This is a genomic window from Streptococcus sobrinus DSM 20742 = ATCC 33478 (assembly GCF_000686605.1).
In the GTDB taxonomy this organism is placed as follows: domain Bacteria; phylum Bacillota; class Bacilli; order Lactobacillales; family Streptococcaceae; genus Streptococcus; species Streptococcus sobrinus.
The window spans coordinates 1-20276 of sequence record NZ_JMLC01000003.1 but is presented as its reverse complement, the minus strand read 5'-3'; the positions used below and the strand labels follow the sequence as shown (position 1 = coordinate 20276).

Genomic DNA, 20276 nt, shown 5'->3' with positions numbered 1-20276 from the left:
GACATAGATGAATTTTCACCCTTTTTCTGTGATATTATACAAGTGTCTGGTGCATAAGACAAAAAAATATCTATCAAAGCTTTTTCAATTATACCTTATTGAGTTGCGACATTTTGGTGTTACAGAAGCTCAAAACACAGAAATAGGAGGTCTGTTATGAATAAAGATGTTCTTAGTAACTTTGAAACTTTGGATAATACTCAACTGGTTAAAATAAAGGGTGGAGGAGATGAGGGATATAACTTCTGGTATGGTATTGGAAAATGGGCTCGACAACAATATCGTGGCTTTTGTAATTGGTCTAACTGGTGTAAAGGGTAAAAGAAAGGAGTAATACTATGAAAAACTATCAAAATATGACTGCTGTAGAACTGTCTCAATCGTTGGTGGTGGTGGAGGCTTAATTCCTACACTTCCAACCTATAATCAACTTTTAAGATCCTTTTGTGGATTGGCTGATGGTTGGAATGGTAAACGCCGTCGTGGTCACTGCTAAAAGTGCATTGGTACTAATATAAATCTTTTGAAGCCCTAGCTTACTAACAGATTAGGCTAGGGCTTCTTATTTTTTATCTTCTTTAATTTAACAGTTCTGCCTCCATTCCATTAGAAAAGCAATAAATATGAAAATCATCAGATCTGTCTCTTTAGTAATTATTACCTTTATTTTATCTATCCTCATCCAACTTCCGACTTATATTGTCATTCAGAAAATGAATCAGGCTGGGCTTGATATGAAGGAAGTTTTTATAGCATTAATCGTCGCTTGTACCATTTTCTTCCTTCTCTTTTTGCTTAGACAGAAAATCCTAAGAAAGAAACATTTGCCGAGAAAACCAATGGCTATTTGGAAGATTCTACTTAGGGTCATATCCATATTTACTCTTGAATTGTTAGCCAATAGTATTCTAATCAAATTAGGACTATATACTGAATCGGGTAATAATCAAGCTATTATAAAATATCTATTCTCTGATAAATTTTACTTCATGCTGTTTGCTACAAATCTAATGGCTCCTATTTTAGAAGAGCTACTTTTTCGAGGTTTTTTACAAGAAATTTTGCTACAGCTATTTCCCAAATCTGAGATCATTGTCGTTCTTTTAGTCGCTTTTTACTTTGCTTTCCTACACACCTATTCATTCAATTTTAATCTCTTTGGTTATCTAATAAGTGGTTTATATTTTACTTTGATTTATTGGAAAACTAGAACGATAAAATACAGTATTATAGCTCACATCGGCTTCAATAGTCTAATTACAGTAGTTGCACTGATTTTCCATTAGTAATCTTATAGATTTTTATGAGTCTAAAATTCCATAAAAATAGGTCAGAAGTACAAATAACTTCTAACCTATTTTTTTATTTAACTATTTTTGCTTATTGATTATTTTACAAAGTCCAAAAGTGCCAAGAAGCTGTCTGCTTGCAGTGAAGCACCGCCCACGAGAGCCCCGTCAACGTTTTCTTTAGCCATATATTCGGCAACATTTTCAGGTTTTACAGAACCGCCGTATTGGATACGAACAGCTTCAGAGACTTCCTTACCGTAAAGTTTTTCAACAGTTGAACGAACAACGCCACAAATTTCATCAGCAATATTCGCATCAGCTGATTTACCAGTCCCGATAGCCCAGATTGGTTCGTAAGCGATAACCAAGTGAGATACTTGTTCTGCACTCAAGCCTTTAAGGTCGGCAGTAATTTGCCCCTCAATCCATTCTGCTGTCTTGCCAGCTTCATAAGTTTCAAGCGATTCACCACAGCAAAGGATTGGTGTCATACCATGCTTAAAGATAGCATGAGCTTTCTTATTGATTTCCTCGTCGGTTTCGTGGAAGTAATCACGGCGTTCTGAGTGACCGATGATGACATATTCAACACCAAGAGCTGCGATTGTTGCAGGACTGTTTTCACCCGTAAAGGCACCAAAATCTTCAAAGTAACAGTTTTGGGCTGATACTTGTAAGTCAGTTCCTTTAACACCCTTCTTCATTCCTTCAAGGAAGATAGCTGGTGCACCAATAACAGTATCAACAAGTTCGTTTGACGGGATATTATTTTTAACCGCATCAACAAATTCACGAGCTTCTGCTGCTGTTTTGTTCATCTTCCAGTTACCGGCAATAATTGGTTTACGTGACATTTCACATACCTCTTCTATTTTTATTTACTCCCTTATTCTACCACAAATCACTAGGCATTTAAAGATTTACCCAGATTTTTCTCCAGTATTAAGCCCATCAGATCAGTTGGTCTAAGCCGATATCAAACTCGGTTAAGAGGCCTTCCAATTGTTTAAAATTTAGGCGAAAATGTTCTAGCTTGTGGCCATCAGAACCTAGGGAGTACTTTTGGCAGCCCAATCTTTTTACCAGACCCAAGGCATAGCGATAAAGATCCTCGTGATGATAAAGATACATAGACTTGCTATTTAGTTCGAAAGCCAAGTCGTTCTTGATCATCTTTTGGAAAATAGCAATCAGTTGTGGTTCATAAATCTGCAAGTCAGCAGGACTAAGCTCAAAGAGCCGAAAGCCATAATCAAAGTGGGCCAAGACATGAGCATCCACCCGTCCAATGGCAGCCTCGAGTAAATCCAGGTACTCAGAAATAACCTCATCCCTATCACGCTCTGCTATCTCATCATCCAGATAATCGTTTTGACCATTGTGATGAACCGACAGCAGCTTGAGGTCATAGTCCTTATCTGCCAAGTAGGCTAAAATATCTGCTTCCCGAGGCTGGTAATAGCCAATCTCGATGCCACGTTTAATGCGATTACCGTAAAGTTGATTGAGTCGCTCAATTTCCCGACTGTAGGCAGCATAATCAGGAGCATCATCCTTTTTCGTATAGGGGTTGGACAAATCAAAATGTTCGGTTGTCACGATTTCTCCAGGATAGGTAGCCAGATAGTCTTCGAATTTAGCCTGGGAATCATAGGAAAAATAGGTGTGTAGGTGATTATCTCGCATATAAGACCTCCTTTTGCGACAGTCTTTAATAGGTAACCGATCGTTCAAATTGGAAATAATGGGCTTGACTTGATCCGTGGATAAGACAAGTCGATAAAATTGCCTGATCTAAGTTAGTCAGAAATATAGAAAACTCAAAATAGTAGCTTTCGTAGTCACTCTTAAAAAAGCATCAAAAGAGTAACTTTATCCGTGACGATTAGGTATTTCCATTTTATCATATTTGACCAAGGTCCCTGCAGTATAATTTTAACTTTCTTCCTCCTTTTTGGCCACCGTAATTCCTTCATCTATGCTATACTAGTTTCTAAAGGTTTAAGCCAATGAGTTAGGAATTGAACACGCCTACAAGTCTGTGAATTTAGATGAAATCACCTAGGCGCAAGCACCTGCGTTGATTTCAACCTCACTCTTCTATTTTCAGGTTCGGGTTAAAAAGGTCTCCCAGACCTTTTTAACCCTATGAGTTGCTTAACGGCTTAGCGACACGAGAACCAGCCAGTCGAAAATACTGGCTGATTGAAGTTAGCCAGCTCTTGTATGGACAAGAAGACGGCTTTGCTCCGTGGTATCGTTTGCGACAGTCAGAAAATTGAGTCGATAATGCTCGATTTTCTGACTTAGTGAGATGTTTAGGCGAACCACCATAGTGCTTGCCGTAGGAAATAGAGCCATTTTAATGGACTGTTTCCTTAACGTTTGCGACAGTTGGATAAGCGAGCCGATAATGGTCGCTTATCCAACTTAGTAAGAAGTTTAAGCAAGACACCATAGTGCTTGCCGTAGGAAATAGAGCCATTTTAATGGCCTATTTCCTTAACTGATTGAATTGAATACGCCTACAACTCTGTGAATTTAGATGAATCACTTAGGTGCAAGCACCTGCGTTGATTTCCCTAAAATTCTTTGAGTTGTTTAACGGCTTAGTATCTTATGGAAAGGAAGCAGACATGGCTAAAAAGAAGAAATCTTTCCCAAGCCTTTTTAAAAGACTCTTTAAGGTAAAAAAGAAAAATCGTAAATCTTTCACCCTTACTCTGATTCTCATTCTAGCCATCTTTCTTTTTCTGAGCTATGGCTTATACAGCCGAATGACCATTATTGATACCCAGCCACCTAAAAGCCGTCAAGACGATAGAGAAGTCGCCGTTCTTTACTTTATCAATAACATCGGTGAAGATGCTAGAAGTATCGCTCAGGAAAATGACCTCTATGCTTCAGTCATGATTGCTCAGGCCATCTTGGAAAGCAACCACGGTACTTCTAAATTGGGCTCTGAACCCAATTATAATCTCTTTGGCATCAAGGGAAATTACAAGGGGAACTCTGCTAGCTTCCAAACCTGGGAAGATGATGGTAAGGGCAATACCTATAAGATTAATGCAGCCTTTCGCAAATACCCCTCTTATAAAGAGTCGCTAGAGGATTATGCTGATATACTCAGCAAAAATCTCTATGCGGATGCTAGAAAATCCAACACAACTAATTATCAAGAGGCAACCCAGGCCCTGACAGGACGGTATGCGACCGATACCAGCTATAATGCCAAGCTCAATCGTCTTATCAAACTTTACCATCTGACTGACTATGACCAGCCTATCAATCCCTACAAACCTGGCCAAGTCTACAATGTCTATCGTATGGCCTATACCGACATCCAAACCCTTAAGTCAGACAATAACTGGGCTAAAGGTCAACTGACCAACTAGACCTGCCTAGGGAGGCCAACAGATTTATTTACTAACTTAAATTGGAAACATGAAATTTTAGATTGAAAAAGAGCTCTTCCTAAGAAAAGCTCTTTTTTGTGCTTCGTTTATTTCGCAATGTCGAAAACAACAGACTTAACATTTGTCATGGCATGGATAGAATATTTAACCCCTTGAACACCAGCACCAGATTTTTTAGCTCCCAAGAATGGGAAGTTATCGGTACCACGTTGAGTTTTATTGTTAATGTGAACAGTACCAACTTCCAATTGTTCCGCAATTTTAAGGGCTAATGGGAAGTTTTGGGTAAAGACAGAAGACTGCAAACCGTATTCAGATTTATTGGCAATTCCAACAGCTTCTTCAACTGAGTTGACACGGATAATTGGCAGAACAGGACCAAATGGTTCTTCCCATGCCAAACGCATATCAGTTGTCACCTTATCAAAGACAGTTGGGTAGATAGTATTGCCTTCCCGCTTGATTGGGGTTGTGGCTACTGCACCCTTATCAGCTGCATCTTGGATTAAGCCATCTACATAATCAGCGGCTTTAGTGTCAATTAATGGCGTGATGTCAGCATCGTCTTCTGGCATACCAACAGAAAGTTTTTCAACTTTTTCGGTAACCAGTTTAGTCAACTGGTCAGCAACACTATCCATTACGAGGACACGCTTAACGGCAGTACAACGTTGACCTGAGTAACCAAAGGCCCCAGCAACGATGTTGCTAGCTGTTAATTCTAGATCAGCATCTTCCAAAACGATAGCAGCATCTTTACCACCGAGTTCCAGCATGATTGGACGCATACCAGCTAATTTACCGATATTTTCACCAACTGGTGTTGAACCTGTAAAGTTGATAAAATCAACCGCTTCATGTTCAACAATGTAGTCCCCAATAACAGAACCACGACCAGTGATGGTGTTGAAAACACCAGCAGGCAAACCAGCTTCGGCAAAAGCTTCAGCCAAAAGCAATCCAGAAATTGATCCCTGCGTTGGTGGCTTAAAGGCAACAACATTCCCTGAAATCAGGGCAGGAGCAATCTTAGAACCAGCCAAGTTTACTGGGTAGTTAAATGGTGAAATAGCCAAAACCAGACCGACTGGTTCACGGCGGACAACTGCAATTTTGCGCTTGCTAGCTGCATCGAAACTGCCGCCTTCAAGAACTTCACCTTCAGCACGAACACCTTCTTCAGCAGCAAAATTTACAATTTCTGCTGTCCGAGTTACTTCTCCAATAGCTGATTTCAATCCCTTAGCAATTTCTTTGGAAAGGATGGATCCAATTTTTTCAGCGTCACGTTCCAAAATGTCAGCTGCCTTATGAATGTAAGCTGCCCGCTCGATATAGGAAAGTGCTCGCCATTCTGGAAGAGCAGCTTTAGCTGATTCATAAACGTAATCAACTTCCTCATGGCTCATAGCTGGTACAGTACCCAATTCTTTGCCAGTCGCAGGCTCATAGATTGTAATATCTTCATGAGATAACTTCCATTCACCATTGACATAGTTTTTGTATTGCTTCGTCATCTAGTTCTCCTTTTACTTATGATAGACCTATTCTATCACTTTTTAATCAATTTTCCAATATCTGATATGTTAATAATCTGAATATTTTGAAATCTGATCCTTCCAATAGGGCTTTATAGACTAGTTTACAAACGAAAAGTTGCGAATAATCCGAGAAACTGCCATTTTCTCTTATTCAAGTTTAACAAAAAAGCTAGAGCTCCCCCTAGCTTTTATCTATGAATCAGTCAAAATCGACATATTCTTTTTCAAGTTTCAGAACTTCTTCCATAGTAGAACATTCTGTCAAAGCACGCTGTGCTAATTCTTCCATCTTCTTAGTATCTAATTTCTTCATCAAGCTACGAGTCCGAAGCACGGATGTCGCAGACATTGAGAATTCATCAAGTCCGATACCCACCAAGAGCGGCACAGCTGTTTGGTCTCCAGCCATTTCACCACACATACCAGCCCATTTGCCTTCTGCGTGTGCTGATTTGACAACACGGTCAATAAGACGAAGAATTGATGGGTTATAGGGTTGATAGAGGTATGAAACCTGTTCATTCATACGGTCAGCAGCCATGGTGTATTGAATCAAGTCGTTAGTACCGATTGAGAAGAAGTCAACTTCCTTGGCAAACTGATCAGCAAGCATAGCTGCGGCTGGGATTTCAATCATGATTCCAACTTCAATATTATCAGCTACAGCAACACCTTCGGCCTGTAGTTTAGCCTTCTCTTCTTCGAGAATACCCTTAGCCTTGCGGAATTCTGTCAGCAAGGCAACCATTGGAAACATGATCCGCAATTGACCGTGAACAGAAGCACGGAGAAGAGCCCGCAATTGGGTGCGGAACATTTGGTTTCCAGTTTCAGAAATAGAAATACGCAAAGCGCGGTATCCCAAGAATGGGTTCATTTCCTTTGGAAGATCAAAGTATGGTAATTCCTTATCACCTCCGATATCCATTGTACGGACAACAACTGGTTTACCGTTCATACCTTCGAGAACAGCCTTGTAGGCTTCGTATTGATCTTCTTCAGTTGGAAAATCTTGCGAATCCATATACAAGAATTCTGTGCGGTAAAGGCCGACTGCTTCCGCCCCATTGTCGTTAACGCCTTCGACATCCTTGGGCGTACCGATATTAGCAGCCAACTCAAAGTGTTTGCCGTCAGCGGTCACTGTATCAGCATCTTTCAGAAGAGCCCATTCAGCTTTTTGCTTAGCGTAGGCTTCGCCAGCGGCCTTAAATTCGGCAACCTGGTCATCACTTGGGTTAACGATGACTTGACCGGTAATACCGTTAACGGCAACTATATCTCCGTTTTTGACCACTTCGGTCACATTGTTGGTACCGAGTACAGCAGCAATTTCCAGAGTACGAGCCATAATAGCTGAGTGAGAAGTCCGACCGCCAATGTTAGTTACAAAAGCCTTAACAAACTTCTTATCCAACTGCGCAGTATCTGAAGGCGTCAAGTCGTTGGCAATAACGATTGATTCTTCGTCAATGGAAGCTGGGTTTGGTAACTTCTTACCGAGCAGGTTTGCCAAAACACGTTTGGTTACGTCACGAATGTCGGCTGCCCGTTCTTGCATGTAAGGATTATCTTCCATGCCTTCAAAAATAGTGATGAACATATCAGTCACTTCTATCAAGGCGGCTTCTGCATTCACTTCTTTTGCACGGATGGTTTCTTTAATTTGACCAATCATTTCTGGGTCAGCCAAAACCATCAAGTGGGCATCAAATACGGCTGCAGCTTCTTCTCCAAGGCTATCAACTGCTTTTTCCCGGATAAGAGAAAGCTCGTCTTGTGACGCTGCCAGAGCTGCGTCCAGACGAGCCTCTTCTGTATCTGTATCTTTAACGGATACAGTCTCAAATGATAAATCCGGCTGAACCAGTAGATATGCCTTAGCAACAGCAACACCATCAGATGCTGCGATTCCTTTTAGCATTTCTGTCATAGTCTTAAGCCAATCCTTCTTTTGTCATTGTTTCGTTAATAGCTGCAATTGCATCGTCTGCATCAGTACCTTCAGCTGAAATTGTAACATCAGCACCTTGACCAACACCAAGGCTCATAACGCCCATGATTGATTTAAGGTTTACTGATTTACCCTTGTAATCCAAAGTAATATCTGAAGCGAATTTGCTAGCTGTTTGAACAAGCAAAGTAGCTGGGCGAGCGTGGATACCTGTTTCTGCAACAATGTGGAAATCTTTAGAAGCCATAATGGTTCTCCTTTTTTCTAATGTAAATATTTTGGATTATCTTATGATAACCCTTACAAATTAGGATTATATCATATCACCCTCTCGTTTTCAAGACTTAACCCAACTTTACATAAAAAAATGAAACCCTTTTCCTAAATATTTCAGGCCAAGTTTTCAGGAAATAATGGGAAAAATCGGTACCCTTTATTAGATTAAAATTCTACTTTTGATGTCCAAGGTGACTCGTCTTTTAAATTGAGAAAAAGTATCTATTGCAATATTTTTTCTAATAGTTTTTAAATTGGAGTTGACCTTTTTTAATTTACATGGAAGGAAAATTTTTTTGTTCCCAAGTTTCTTCCATCCCTTGCTAGCTCTAGTTTTCTCACTGATATTTTAATCCCTAAAACCAACCACAACATATTGGGGATTAACCTTTTTTAAACACAAAATATTGTGTTTTTCGAGCAAAATCGCTTGATTTTTTTAGCTGATTTGGGTATCCTATGTAGGTATTAAATTTGAGGAGAGAACAATGTCACAAATCACATTATTTTCAAAAAACAACTGTATGCAATGTAAGATGACCAAGAAATTTTTGGATCAAAATGGTGCCGAATATCAAGAAATTAATATTGACGAGCATCCAGAAAAAATTGACTACGTTAAAAGTCTAGGTTTCACTGCTGCTCCTGTTATAGAGGCTGGCGATATAACTTTCTCAGGCTTCCAACCTGCAAAATTGAAAGAAATCGTCTAACCTAATAATATAAATGGCCAAGCTCAGCATTGAGCTTGGTTCTTCTTAGGCAATTATCCCCAATAAATAATAAAGAAGGAAAAATTATGAGTCTCAAAGATTTAGGCGATGTCTCCTACTTCCGCCTCAACAATGAAATCAATCGTCCCGTCGATGGACAAATCCCTCTTAATAAGGATAAGGAAGCCCTTGAAGCCTTCTTCAAGGAAAATGTCCTTCCTAACTCCATGGCCTTTGATTCTATTACTGATAAAATCAAATTTCTGGTTGAGAATGACTATATTGAATCTGAATTTATCGCTAAGTACAAGCCAGAATTTATTGAAAGTCTAGCTAAGGATTTGCAGGCTGCCGATTTCCACTTTCAATCCTTTATGGCGGCCTACAAATTCTATCAGCAATATGCCCTCAAAACCAATGATGGTGAGGCCTACTTAGAAAGTATCGAAGATCGGGTTCTCTTCAACGCCCTCTATTTCGCAGATGGCAATGAAGACTTGGCCCAAGATTTGGCTCGGGAAATGATTGCTCAACGCTACCAACCAGCAACCCCTTCCTTCCTAAATGCCGGTCGCAGCCGTCGGGGGGAACTGGTTTCTTGTTTCTTGATTCAGGTGACTGATGATATGAATGCGATTGGTCGCTCCATCAACTCTGCCCTGCAGCTGTCTCGTATCGGTGGTGGGGTTGGGATTTCCCTCAGCAACCTGCGGGAAGCCGGAGCTCCTATCAAGGGCTATGCAGGAGCAGCTTCTGGAGTTGTACCTATCATGAAGCTTTTTGAAGATAGCTTCTCCTACTCTAACCAACTGGGCCAACGTCAAGGGGCTGGGGTTGTTTATCTGGATGTCTTCCACCCAGATATTCTCAACTTCCTTTCAACTAAGAAGGAAAATGCCGATGAAAAGGTCCGAGTTAAGACCCTTTCCTTGGGTGTAACTGTTCCTGATAAATTCTACGAATTGGCCCGTAAGAATGAGGACATGTACCTCTTTAGCCCTTATACGGTTGAGAAGGAATACGGCCTGCCTTACAACTACATCAATATTACGGAAAAATATGATGAGCTGGTGGCCAACCCTAATATCACCAAGACCAAGATTTCTGCCCGCGAATTGGAGACAGAAATTTCCAAACTGCAACAGGAATCTGGCTATCCTTACATTGTCAATGTTGATACGGCAAATCGCTCTAATCCCATTGATGGTAAGATTGTTATGTCCAACCTCTGTTCGGAAATCCTCCAGGTACAAAAACCTAGCTTGATTAACGATGCCCAAGAATTTGTCAAAATGGGAACCGATATTTCCTGTAACTTGGGTTCAACCAATATCGTTAACATGATGGCTTCTCCTGACTTTGGTCGCTCAATCAAGGCTATTACAAGGGCTCTGACCTTTGTCACCGACTCTTCAAATATTGAGGCTGTGCCAACCATTAAGAATGGTAATGCCCAAGCCCATACATTTGGTTTAGGTGCCATGGGGCTTCATTCCTTCTTGGCCCGCAATCACATTGAATACGGTAGTCCTGAATCAATTGAGTTCACCGATATTTATTTCATGCTGATGAACTACTGGACTCTTGTGGAATCTAACAATATTGCTCGTGAACGTGGCGAAAGTTTCGTCGGCTTTGAAAAGTCTAAATATGCGGATGGTACTTATTTCGACAAGTATGTGACCGGTCAATTCCAACCTAAATCTGCTAAAGTCAAGGAACTCTTTGCCAAGCACTTTATTCCGCAAGCAAAAGACTGGGAAGCCCTGCGTCAGGCTGTTATGAAGGATGGTCTCTACCACCAAAACCGCCTGGCGGTTGCACCAAATGGTTCTATTTCTTACATCAATGATGTGTCGGCTTCAATCCACCCAATTATCCAAAGGATCGAAGAACGCCAAGAAAAGAAAATCGGTAAGATCTACTACCCAGCTAGTGGCCTTTCAACCGATACCATTCCTTACTACACCTCAGCTTACGATATGGATATGCGTAAGGTCATTGATGTCTATGCTGCTGCGACCCAACACGTGGACCAAGGCCTATCGCTGACCCTCTTTATGCGCAGCGAATTGCCACAAGGCCTCTACGAATGGAAGACCGAAAACAAACAGACCACCCGTGACCTATCTATCCTGCGCAACTACGCCTTCAATAAGGGCATCAAGTCCATCTACTATGTCCGGACCTTCACCGATAACGGCGATGAAGTTGGGGCTAACCAGTGTGAGAGCTGCGTAATCTAATAAAACTAGGGAAAGTCCCATAGGATTTTTCCTTGCTACTCTAACTCTATAGGAATCTCATTATTTGCGATTTTTATTCCCTGTCGTGATCTCGCAGTACCGGTAAGCCTGAGACTAAATCAATACTACCAATCTATATGTGCAGTATGCACTATTTTTTCGTAGTCAATCGTAAAAGAAGTTAGATTAACCTGATATTTTCGCCGTAGTGGTATTATAAGTGACACAGTTAATGTCACTTATAACGGAAGATTGAGATTTTGGCTCAATCTTAGGAATGAAACTCCGTGAGGAGGTTGCTTCCGTCCGCACTACCTAAGAAAATATCAAAAATAAACGCTTGATATTTATTGAGTATGAAACCGCTAATGAATCCAAGGCTGATGAGAAGAGCCCCTGACACTCGTCCCGACAAGCAATGAAAAATAGACAAGTAATCTAGACAAATTTTTTAGGAAATACTATTATGACAACTTACTATAAAGCCATTAACTGGAATGAAATTGAAGATGTGATTGATAAGTCAACTTGGGAAAAGTTGACCGAGCAATTCTGGCTGGATACGCGGATTCCCTTGTCCAACGACTTGGATGACTGGCGTAAACTGTCAGAGGCTGAAAAAGATTTGGTCGGTAAGGTCTTTGGTGGCCTGACCCTCTTGGATACCATGCAATCCCAAACTGGGGTTGAAGCCATCCGTGGCGATATTCGTACCCAACATGAGGAAGCCGTCCTCAATAATATTCAATTCATGGAATCTGTCCATGCCAAGTCCTATTCTTCCATCTTTTCAACCCTCAACACCAAGTCTGAGATTGAGGAAATCTTTGAGTGGACCAACAATAATGAATACCTGCAAAAGAAGGCTGAAATTATCAATGAAATCTACCTGCACGGTGGTGCTCTCCAAAAGAAGGTAGCCTCTACCTTCCTTGAAACCTTCCTATTCTACTCAGGCTTCTTCACGCCCCTCTACTACTTGGGCAATAACAAATTGTCCAATGTGGCGGAAATTATCAAGCTGATTATTCGGGACGAATCTGTCCACGGAACCTATATTGGCTATAAGTTCCAACTGGGCTTCAATGAATTGTCCGAAAAAGAACAGGCTGACTTCCGTGATTGGATGTATGACCTGCTCTACCAACTCTATGAAAATGAGGAGCTCTACACCAAGACCCTCTATGACACAGTAGGCTGGACGGATGAAGTTATGACCTTCCTGCGTTACAATGCCAACAAGGCCCTTATGAACCTTGGTCAGGACCCGCTTTTCCCTGATACGGCCGATGATGTCAACCCTATCGTCATGAATGGGATTTCAACCGGAACCTCTAACCACGACTTCTTCTCACAAGTCGGAAACGGTTATCTCTTGGGTACTGTTGAAGCCATGCAGGATGATGATTACAATTACGGTCTCTAAATTTTCATCTTAACCTTCCTAGAAATCTAGGGAGGTTTTATTTTGCCCAGACCGGAATCAAAAATATTTTCAATCTTTTTGAAAGCGTTTTACTATCTTGCATTATATTTTCATAGTAGTAAACTGGTTGTAACATTAGATTTTTGGATGGGAGTCTTCTATGAAATTATATGTCCAGTTTATGATTATTCTCATGTTTTCACTGGTCGGAGAAATTATCTCAACAGTCTTTAAGCTGCCGGTCCCCGGGAGCATTATCGGTCTAATCCTGCTCTTTATCGCCCTAGAATTAAAACTGGTGAGGCTGCGACATATCTATACTGTGGGAAAATTTTTGCTCAATAATATGACTATTCTTTTCCTGCCTGCCGGTGTCGGGATTATGCAATACTTCAATGTCATCATTCCTAATATCTTGCCCATTCTGATTATTACCGTTGGAGCTCTGATTTTGAATCTCTTGACTATTGGTTTTGTCGTTTCCTGGATAAAGAATCACTTTGAAGGGGATTATAAGGAGTGAGTCATGTCTGCTATCTATACTAATCCTATTTTCGGCCTTTCTCTGTCAATCTTTGCCTATTTGATTGGCCTGCTAATTTTCCGTCGCTTTCCCCATCCGGTAACTACTCCTCTTCTGATGGCAACAGCCGTTCTCATTGTCTTTTTGAAGCTGACGGGAATTTCCTATGCCGATTATTACAAGGGCGGGGTCTATCTCAATTCCTTGATTGTTCCCTCGACTGTGGCCCTGGCTATTCCTCTCTATCGGAATTTTCCCCTGATGAAGCACCACTACCGCAGTATTCTTTTGGGAACTGGGATTGCTACTTTGGTCAATACCATCTATACGGCTCTTATTGCTAAAGCCTTTGGTCTTGATTTCTTCTTTTCAATTTCTCTCTTTCCCAAATCAGTTACAACAGCCATGGCTATCGGTATCAGCCAAAAGATGGGCGGACTCACAACCCTGACCTTGGCTGTCGTGGTTATGACAGGAATTCTAACCAGTGTTATCGGTCCATCCGTGCTCAAGGCCTTCAAAATTAAGGACCCAATTGCCTTCGGGCTGGCTCTGGGGGGAACTGGTCACGCTATCGGAACCGGTGCCGCTCTCAAATATGGTCAAATTCAGGGGGCCATGGCAGGACTGGCCATTGGGATTACTGGTGTCATGTATGTTATTATCAGCCCGATTGTTGCCCAGTTAATTTTGAAATAAATTTACGAGGTAGCGAAGTACTGCTGCGACATACTGAGTCAGGTCCACTTCTATTTAATGATTATCATAAGGTTTACTCTAATTTATTTTCATTTGAAAGAATTTTTGAATTAAAATTCCTCAAAGATTTTTTATTTAACAAAGTCATTATTTCCCTCTAACTTCAATCTTTTTGGGTACACAAACTAAAAAAAATATTTGACACTAACTTTGTCAGATAGGAAATCTATCAAAAAAACGAAGGAGTTGATCTTATGAATTCAAAAACATTTGAACAATTTAACACCATGGACAGCCAAGCATTGGCTACTGTGGAAGGTGGGGACGGGGACTACATAGGTGGCCCTTTATATAGAGAGGTTTACTATCTGGATGATCCTCCTATCAATCATTGGATTCTTGATAGATATTTGTAATTCCCCGATTCCTTAACAATTCTATTGACATTGCAGAAGTGTTCGGAAAGTATTCCAAGCGCTCTTTTCATTATGTCAGTAGAGTTGTTTTCAGTCTGCGATGCCTGTCCTTCATTACTTGACAAAAAAACTTGATTAGAAAAACTAGCGATGATAAATTCATCACTAGTTTTTATCTTTTTAGTCCATTTCGTTCGGCAACTATGAAATGGAAAAGTCATTTTAACAGGAATCTTCGATTAGGCAAATACTTGAGACAAAATGGCCACGCCCTGATCAATTTCTTCCTTGCTCAGAGTCAGAGGGGGCAGGAGTCTGATGACATCGCTACCAGCTGTCAGGACAATCAGTCCCTGGTCACGGGCAGCTTGAACCAGGTCCGCCAGATTCTCAGTCGTCTGGATGCCAATCATATAACCGAGACCACGAATATCGCTGACCTTGGGATTATCTCCTAAGGCCTTTTTCAATTGGTCTTGGAGGTAATTTCCATTTTCCCAGGCCTGCTCGAGAAAACCGGGTGCGATCATGACATCAAGAACGGCTGAACTGGCGGACATGGCTAATTTATTACCGCCAAAGGTCGAACCGTGGCTACCGTAAGAAAAGGCCGGACTAAGGGCTGATTTCGCCAGCATGGCCCCAACGGGAACACCATTGGCTAGGCCTTTAGCCAAGGTGACGATGTCGGGAACAATGCCATAATGTTCAAAGGAAAAGAGCTTACCAGTCCGCCCCATACCCGTTTGCACCTCGTCAACAATCAGATAAATCCCTTTTTCCTGACAAAAGACCGCTAAATCTTGGACGAAACCTTGGTCAGCTGGGAGAACGCCGGATTCTCCCTGAACCATTTCCAGCATGACAGCAGCTGTTTCTTCATTAGCCAGAGCCTTGACAGAGGCTAGGTTATTGAATTTGGCGTAAGTGAAATGAGGAACGGCATCCCCGAAACCAGTCTTAATCTTATCCTGACCGGTGGCTGACATGGAGCCAAAGGTCCGACCATGGAAGGAATTTTCAAAGGTGATAATGCCCTGCTTGCCACTAGACTTACGGGCAATCTTAATGGCTGCTTCATTGGCTTCCGCCCCGCTGTTACAGAAGAAGGCCAGATAGTCGTAATCACCGATTAATTTTTGGGCTACTTCTTCCTGCAGGCTATTTTGATAGAGATTGGGGCTGTGCCAAATCTGTTGAACCTGATTTTCCAAGGCAGCCTTGACCTGAGGGTGGAAACCAAGATTGGTTACCCCAATCCCTGTTGAAAAATCTAGGTAATGCTTGCCCTGGCTATCTATCAATTCATTGCCCTGGGCTTTGACAAATTCAATGTCTGCTCGCTTATAATTTGAAAATAGTTTCGTCATTTTAACCTCCAGCTGGCTGCTGCTTTCTTATCTTTCTTCTATTACCTTATCAGGCTTCAATCAGGCTACCGCTAGTCAAATTGTCACCAATCAAGACTTGCTTAACACCGGCTCGAACTGTTTGGGCTGCACTCTTTAGCTTGGGAACCATGCCACCGGTGATAATGCCCTGCTCAATCTTCTCAGGAATCTCCCCAATTTTCAGTCTGGACAAAACCTGGCCATTTTCTTTGACACCGGGAACATCGGTCATGAGAATTAATTTTTCCGCCTGCAAGGCGACAGCTAAGCCTGTTGCTAGGTAGTCAGCATTGATATTAAGTAAAGTCTGGCCATCCTGATAACCCAAAGAGGGAATCAAGGGAATCACTCCCTGCTCCAAGAGGGGGGCTAAGACTTGCTCATGAATCTGGCTGACATGGCCGACATAACCGTACTTGGACTGATCCAAGAATTGCGCTTCAACCAGGTCTGGCAACTGGTCTACCAGCTGCTGACTAGGCAGACCAGCCTGAGTCAAGCTGGCATGAATGGTTTTCCCAACAATCTCAATGAGAGCCTGTTGGACCAACTTCAAAGACTCCTGGTCAGTCACCCTTAGCCCATCAATCTTTTTGACAGGAATCTGGGCCGCTTCCATGAGCTGATTAATGGCATAGCCACCCCCATGGACGATGACCAAGGATTTTTCCTGGGCTTGCCAAGCCTCCACCTGTTCCAAAAATTCTTGAGACAAGTGCTGGCTGGCCCGACCACCAATTTTAATAACGATTGTATCTGACATAGGGTTCCTTTCTTGATTAAGATACTAAGCCGTTAAACAACTCAAAGAAAAATAGCGAAAGAACCGAAGATGCGAACAGCATCTAGGTGATTTCGTCTTTTTTCACGGAGTTGTTGGCGTGTTCAATTGAGCAGTCTCACAAAATAGCATAGTTCTCGTTTTACTACGAGATTTTCCATAGAAAATCTCAAGTACACTAAGTAGTTTATAAACTCTGCCATCAGGTCCGATAGAGGGCATTGATTTTTACGTAATCATAGGAGAGATCACAGCCCCAAGCCCGACCGGATTGATTACCAGCATGGACATCAACCTTAATCTGAATTTCATCCGCCTGCATAATCTCATCCATTTCCTCACTATCAAAAGTGACAGGACTGGAAGCCAACATAACGGGCAGATGGCCCAGATAAATATCAATATTATCAACGGGAATGTCAACGCCTGCATAGCCCAGAGCTGCTAGAATCCGACCCCAATTGGGATCTTCACCGAAAATAGCTGTCTTAACTAGGCTGGACCCAACAACTGACTTGGCCAACATTCGAGCATCTAGTGCCCTTGCTACACCTTCCACGTCAACCTGGATAAGCTTGGTGGCCCCTTCACCATCTTGAGCAATTTGCTTGGCCAGGTCAGCCATGACATATTCCAACATGGCAAGAAATTGATCAAACTCAGGAGTATCTGGCAGAATTTCTTCATTCTTGGCACAAGCATTAGCCATGACCAGAACCATATCATTGGTCGAGGTATCGCCGTCAACTGTAATTTGATTAAAGGTGGTTTCAACCTTATTGGACAAGGCTTTTTGCAAGGTGCTGCTTGAAATATTGGCATCGCAGGTGATGAAGCCCAGCATGGTAGCCATATTGGGGTGAATCATGCCTGAACCCTTGGCGACACCAGCCATGGTGACCGTGTCCCGACCAAAATCTTGGCGGACAACTACCGTCTTAGTATGAGTGTCAGTTGTTAGGATAGCCTTGGCGAAATCATCCGCATTCCCGTTCACGACAATCTTAGAAAGACCTGTCTTCAAGGTATCCATAGGTAGGAGCTCACCGATAAGACCGGTCGAAGCAACCCCAACCAGTTTAGGGGCCAGGCCTAATTTTTCAGCCGTTAATTTTTGCATTTCCCAGGCATCATCCAGACCCTGAACGCCAGTGCAGGAATTGGCTATGCCAGAATTGACAACGATAGCCTGCATCTGTCCAGCCTTTTCCACCGATTGCTTGGTGGCAATCAGAGGGGCCGCAATTACCTTATTGGTGGTATAGACTCCAGCCACACTAGCTGGACATTCTGAAACAATCCAGCCAAAATCCATCTTCCGCTTTTTAAAACCAGCATGTAGGCCATCTGCTGAAAAGCCCAGTGGGCTAGCAATATTTCCATCAAGAATTTCCATCATTTTCTCCTTATGAACGCGTAAGTGTGCTAGAAGTTTTCGCCTTGGCGAAACATCTCTTTTTATCCTCTTCTTACAAGTAGTTCGGTCCTGATAATAGTCCATCTGTTTCTGCAAAGCCGAAGGCCAAATTCATATTCTGAATAGCTTGGCCGGCAGCTCCCTTGACCAAATTATCAAGGACAGAAACCACGGTTAAAATCTTAGTTACCGGATTATAGGCAAAGCCGATATCCGTGAAGTTCGAACCAAGAACATCGTGTAAGTTAGGCAGGCCCGCCTGCAGTCGAACAAAAGGTTTGTCTCCATAAAATTCCTGGTAACATTGCTTGATTTTCTTCTGGCTGACATCTGCCGTCAACTTGATATAGGCCGTAGCCATAATGCCCCGATTGATAGGCAGGAGGGAGGTTGAAAATTGCAGATGTTGGAAATTAGGATTAAATTTCTTTAACTCTTGGACAATTTCAGGAATATGCTGGTGTTTATTGACCTTATAGGTCATATAATTATCATGGACATTGACAAAGTGACTGGACTCAGCCAACTTCTTTCCAGCTCCAGTCAGACCACTCTTGGCATCAACAATGATGGAATCCAAATCAACCTTATCCCAAGTCATGAGTGGAATCAAAGCCAGTTCTGTCGCTGTCGCATAGCAGCCAGGATTTGAGATAAATTTTCCCAGTTTGTCATTAGCAAATTCTGCCAAAGAATAGGTGAATTTATCCAAAACAGCAGGGCTAGCTGGCTTCTTGCCATACCATTTTTCATAGACCGCAGCTGGCAAACGATGGTCCCCCGAGAGGTCAATCATGGGGAAATCATGTTGGACAAAGACTTCTGACGCCTCCTTGGCAACGCCGCTAGGGGTGGCAAAGAAGACTAGGTCTGTATTTTGTATAATATTCAAAGCTTGAAATTCTTCAAGCTGCAAATCACAAATACCATTTAGATGGGGATAGAGGTCTGATAGCTTCTGGCCAATTTCTTTTGTAGCATGGACGGATGCTACTTGGACTTGGCTGTGTTGGGCCAGGAGACGAACTAATTCCAGTCCGCTATAACCTGTTACACCGACAATTGCTACTTTCATGTATTTTACCTCGCTATGAATAAATATGTGATTATTCTAAAAGAATATTGTATAAATGTCAAGGTTTTTTCGTAAAAAAACGATTTTATGCATAAATAATAATTTTCTTTCTATTCTAATTACAGTTGATGAAAATCAAAGTTTAAATCTTGATATTTTCTTGGGTATTAATTTTTTTACCTTCCGAAATAGAAAAAGAGTTAATGAACGATACGCTCATTAACTCAAAAATGGGAAAGCATAATTATCTGTAAAAGGGATGTTTATCATCTGAAGTCTTGGAATTCACGAGAACAGCATCAGACCGATAGGTTTGGTTTTCATATTTACTTGCTGTGCCAGTCGGAACAAGGAAGATGCTGACGACATCTCCGCCTTTGATTTGAAATTGGGCTTCCAACCGTCCGTCCAAGAGACGAGCATTATAAATTTGACCTTTACTGGTCTTACCCTTTTTTGTTTTGTAAGTGACTTGACCTGCTGTATCAAAGGTGATACTAGCACCAGACTCACCTTTCCAGGTACCTACCACACTTGAATAATCGCCATTCAAGACACCACTAACATCTAAAGGCAAAATTTTGCCAGTAGTCTGGGCAACAGGATGTTCTGAAGAAGATGTATCTGAACTTACCTTATGCTCGATTGCTCCCAAAGCGAAAGCAATCAAAATACCAATAGTAATTAGTAGAGCAAGTTGCAAATCAAATCTTAGATTTTTGTTCTTTTCTTTACTCCCTTTTAGCACACTTGACATCTTCACCAACATCTTGTGTCACCCCCAAACTTCAAATACTATATCTAGTGTTTCAGAGAAGTTTCCAGGCAGGAGAATAGTATTAAAATACTATCCTCCTGTTTTTTCTCTCTCCCGCAAATGCAGAAATTATTCTACCATCTATTTCTTGGTTTGACAAGTAGTATTAAAATATTTTTTTGAAAAATTTTTGAATTTAAAAAGACTGAAAGTTCTAAAATGAAGTTAGCCAGCACAAGGGTATAAAAAAACACCTCAGAGAGATATAATTGTAATCACCACAACAACAATTAGAAGGACTCTGAGATGCAAGACTATTATACACCAAAAGGGAAACAGTTAACACTAGCAGA

19 protein-coding genes are annotated in these 20276 nt (G+C 41.6%); 9 read left to right on the top strand and 10 right to left on the bottom strand.

Features of this window, described 5'->3' with window-relative positions; all coding sequences use genetic code 11:
* Positions 1 to 156 precede the first annotated feature (156 nt).
* Positions 157 to 321 carry a ComC/BlpC family leader-containing pheromone/bacteriocin gene (locus BS63_RS1000000111620; protein ID WP_019768808.1) on the top strand — a complete coding sequence of 55 codons (165 nt, stop codon included), beginning with the start codon at positions 157 to 159 and terminating at the stop codon, positions 319 to 321.
* A gap of 302 nt (positions 322 to 623) precedes the next feature.
* A complete protein-coding gene (locus BS63_RS0102020) occupies positions 624 to 1286 on the top strand; it encodes a CPBP family intramembrane glutamic endopeptidase (RefSeq protein ID WP_002962972.1) in 663 nt (220 codons plus the stop codon).
* 101 nt (positions 1287 to 1387) lie between these two features.
* Here BS63_RS0102020 and tpiA read toward each other — a convergent pair whose 3' ends face one another.
* Both tpiA and BS63_RS0102010 read right to left on the bottom strand, forming a co-directional pair.
* The gene (gene tpiA, locus BS63_RS0102015) at positions 1388 to 2146 is read right to left on the bottom strand and encodes a triose-phosphate isomerase (RefSeq protein WP_019771007.1); all 759 of its coding nucleotides are present in this window, start codon (positions 2144 to 2146) and stop codon (positions 1388 to 1390) included.
* Positions 2147 to 2243: 97 nt separating this feature from the next.
* Entirely contained in the window at positions 2244 to 2978 is a 735-nt protein-coding gene (locus BS63_RS0102010) for a PHP domain-containing protein (protein ID WP_002962970.1), read from the bottom strand.
* Between the two features lie 950 nt (positions 2979 to 3928).
* On the opposite strand from BS63_RS0102010, the gene BS63_RS0102005 reads away from it, so the two are divergent.
* A complete protein-coding gene (locus BS63_RS0102005; protein ID WP_019768889.1) occupies positions 3929 to 4687 on the top strand; it encodes a glucosaminidase domain-containing protein in 759 nt (252 codons plus the stop codon).
* Between the two features lie 107 nt (positions 4688 to 4794).
* Here BS63_RS0102005 and BS63_RS0102000 read toward each other — a convergent pair whose 3' ends face one another.
* The 3 genes from BS63_RS0102000 to BS63_RS0101990 all read right to left on the bottom strand — a co-directional run bounded on the left by BS63_RS0102000 (position 4795) and on the right by BS63_RS0101990 (position 8450).
* A complete protein-coding gene (locus BS63_RS0102000) occupies positions 4795 to 6225 on the bottom strand; it encodes an NADP-dependent glyceraldehyde-3-phosphate dehydrogenase (protein ID WP_019768890.1) in 1431 nt (476 codons plus the stop codon).
* Between the two features lie 223 nt (positions 6226 to 6448).
* The gene (ptsP, locus tag BS63_RS0101995) at positions 6449 to 8182 is read right to left on the bottom strand and encodes a phosphoenolpyruvate--protein phosphotransferase (RefSeq protein WP_002961322.1); all 1734 of its coding nucleotides are present in this window, start codon (positions 8180 to 8182) and stop codon (positions 6449 to 6451) included.
* A gap of 4 nt (positions 8183 to 8186) precedes the next feature.
* Positions 8187 to 8450 carry a phosphocarrier protein HPr gene (locus BS63_RS0101990; protein WP_002961321.1) on the bottom strand — a complete coding sequence of 88 codons (264 nt, stop codon included), beginning with the start codon at positions 8448 to 8450 and terminating at the stop codon, positions 8187 to 8189.
* Positions 8451 to 8967: 517 nt separating this feature from the next.
* Between BS63_RS0101990 and nrdH the strand changes: the two genes are divergently transcribed.
* The 6 genes from nrdH (at position 8968) to BS63_RS1000000111610 (ending at position 14502) form a co-directional block, all read left to right on the top strand.
* The gene (gene nrdH / locus BS63_RS0101985) at positions 8968 to 9192 is read left to right on the top strand and encodes a glutaredoxin-like protein NrdH (RefSeq protein WP_002961320.1); all 225 of its coding nucleotides are present in this window, start codon (positions 8968 to 8970) and stop codon (positions 9190 to 9192) included.
* Positions 9193 to 9278: 86 nt separating this feature from the next.
* Positions 9279 to 11438 (top strand): class 1b ribonucleoside-diphosphate reductase subunit alpha, encoded by a 2160-nt coding sequence (gene nrdE / locus BS63_RS01000000110810; RefSeq protein ID WP_002961319.1) that lies wholly within the window; start codon positions 9279 to 9281, stop codon positions 11436 to 11438.
* A gap of 466 nt (positions 11439 to 11904) precedes the next feature.
* The gene (nrdF, locus tag BS63_RS0101970) at positions 11905 to 12864 is read left to right on the top strand and encodes a class 1b ribonucleoside-diphosphate reductase subunit beta (RefSeq protein ID WP_019768892.1); all 960 of its coding nucleotides are present in this window, start codon (positions 11905 to 11907) and stop codon (positions 12862 to 12864) included.
* 160 nt (positions 12865 to 13024) lie between these two features.
* Entirely contained in the window at positions 13025 to 13387 is a 363-nt protein-coding gene (locus BS63_RS0101965) for a CidA/LrgA family protein (RefSeq protein WP_002962434.1), read from the top strand.
* A 3-nt stretch (positions 13388 to 13390) separates the two neighbouring features.
* Positions 13391 to 14086 (top strand): LrgB family protein, encoded by a 696-nt coding sequence (locus BS63_RS0101960; RefSeq protein WP_028798409.1) that lies wholly within the window; start codon positions 13391 to 13393, stop codon positions 14084 to 14086.
* A 254-nt stretch (positions 14087 to 14340) separates the two neighbouring features.
* Positions 14341 to 14502, top strand: a complete 162-nt coding sequence (locus BS63_RS1000000111610; protein ID WP_002962438.1) for a bacteriocin class II family protein — start codon at positions 14341 to 14343, stop codon at positions 14500 to 14502.
* A gap of 239 nt (positions 14503 to 14741) precedes the next feature.
* On the opposite strand, the gene BS63_RS0101950 is transcribed toward BS63_RS1000000111610, so the two are convergent.
* The 5 genes from BS63_RS0101950 to BS63_RS0101930 all read right to left on the bottom strand — a co-directional run bounded on the left by BS63_RS0101950 (position 14742) and on the right by BS63_RS0101930 (position 19935).
* Positions 14742 to 15872 (bottom strand): acetylornithine transaminase, encoded by a 1131-nt coding sequence (locus BS63_RS0101950; protein WP_002962440.1) that lies wholly within the window; start codon positions 15870 to 15872, stop codon positions 14742 to 14744.
* Between the two features lie 49 nt (positions 15873 to 15921).
* The gene (gene argB / locus BS63_RS0101945) at positions 15922 to 16656 is read right to left on the bottom strand and encodes an acetylglutamate kinase (protein ID WP_002962442.1); all 735 of its coding nucleotides are present in this window, start codon (positions 16654 to 16656) and stop codon (positions 15922 to 15924) included.
* Between the two features lie 220 nt (positions 16657 to 16876).
* Positions 16877 to 18070, bottom strand: coding sequence for a bifunctional glutamate N-acetyltransferase/amino-acid acetyltransferase ArgJ (gene argJ, locus BS63_RS0101940; protein WP_002959655.1), 1194 nt, complete (start codon positions 18068 to 18070; stop codon positions 16877 to 16879).
* A gap of 73 nt (positions 18071 to 18143) precedes the next feature.
* Positions 18144 to 19166, bottom strand: coding sequence for an N-acetyl-gamma-glutamyl-phosphate reductase (argC, locus tag BS63_RS0101935; RefSeq protein ID WP_002959656.1), 1023 nt, complete (start codon positions 19164 to 19166; stop codon positions 18144 to 18146).
* 244 nt (positions 19167 to 19410) lie between these two features.
* Positions 19411 to 19935, bottom strand: coding sequence for a DUF6287 domain-containing protein (locus tag BS63_RS0101930; protein ID WP_002959657.1), 525 nt, complete (start codon positions 19933 to 19935; stop codon positions 19411 to 19413).
* Positions 19936 to 20276: the final 341 nt, after the last annotated feature.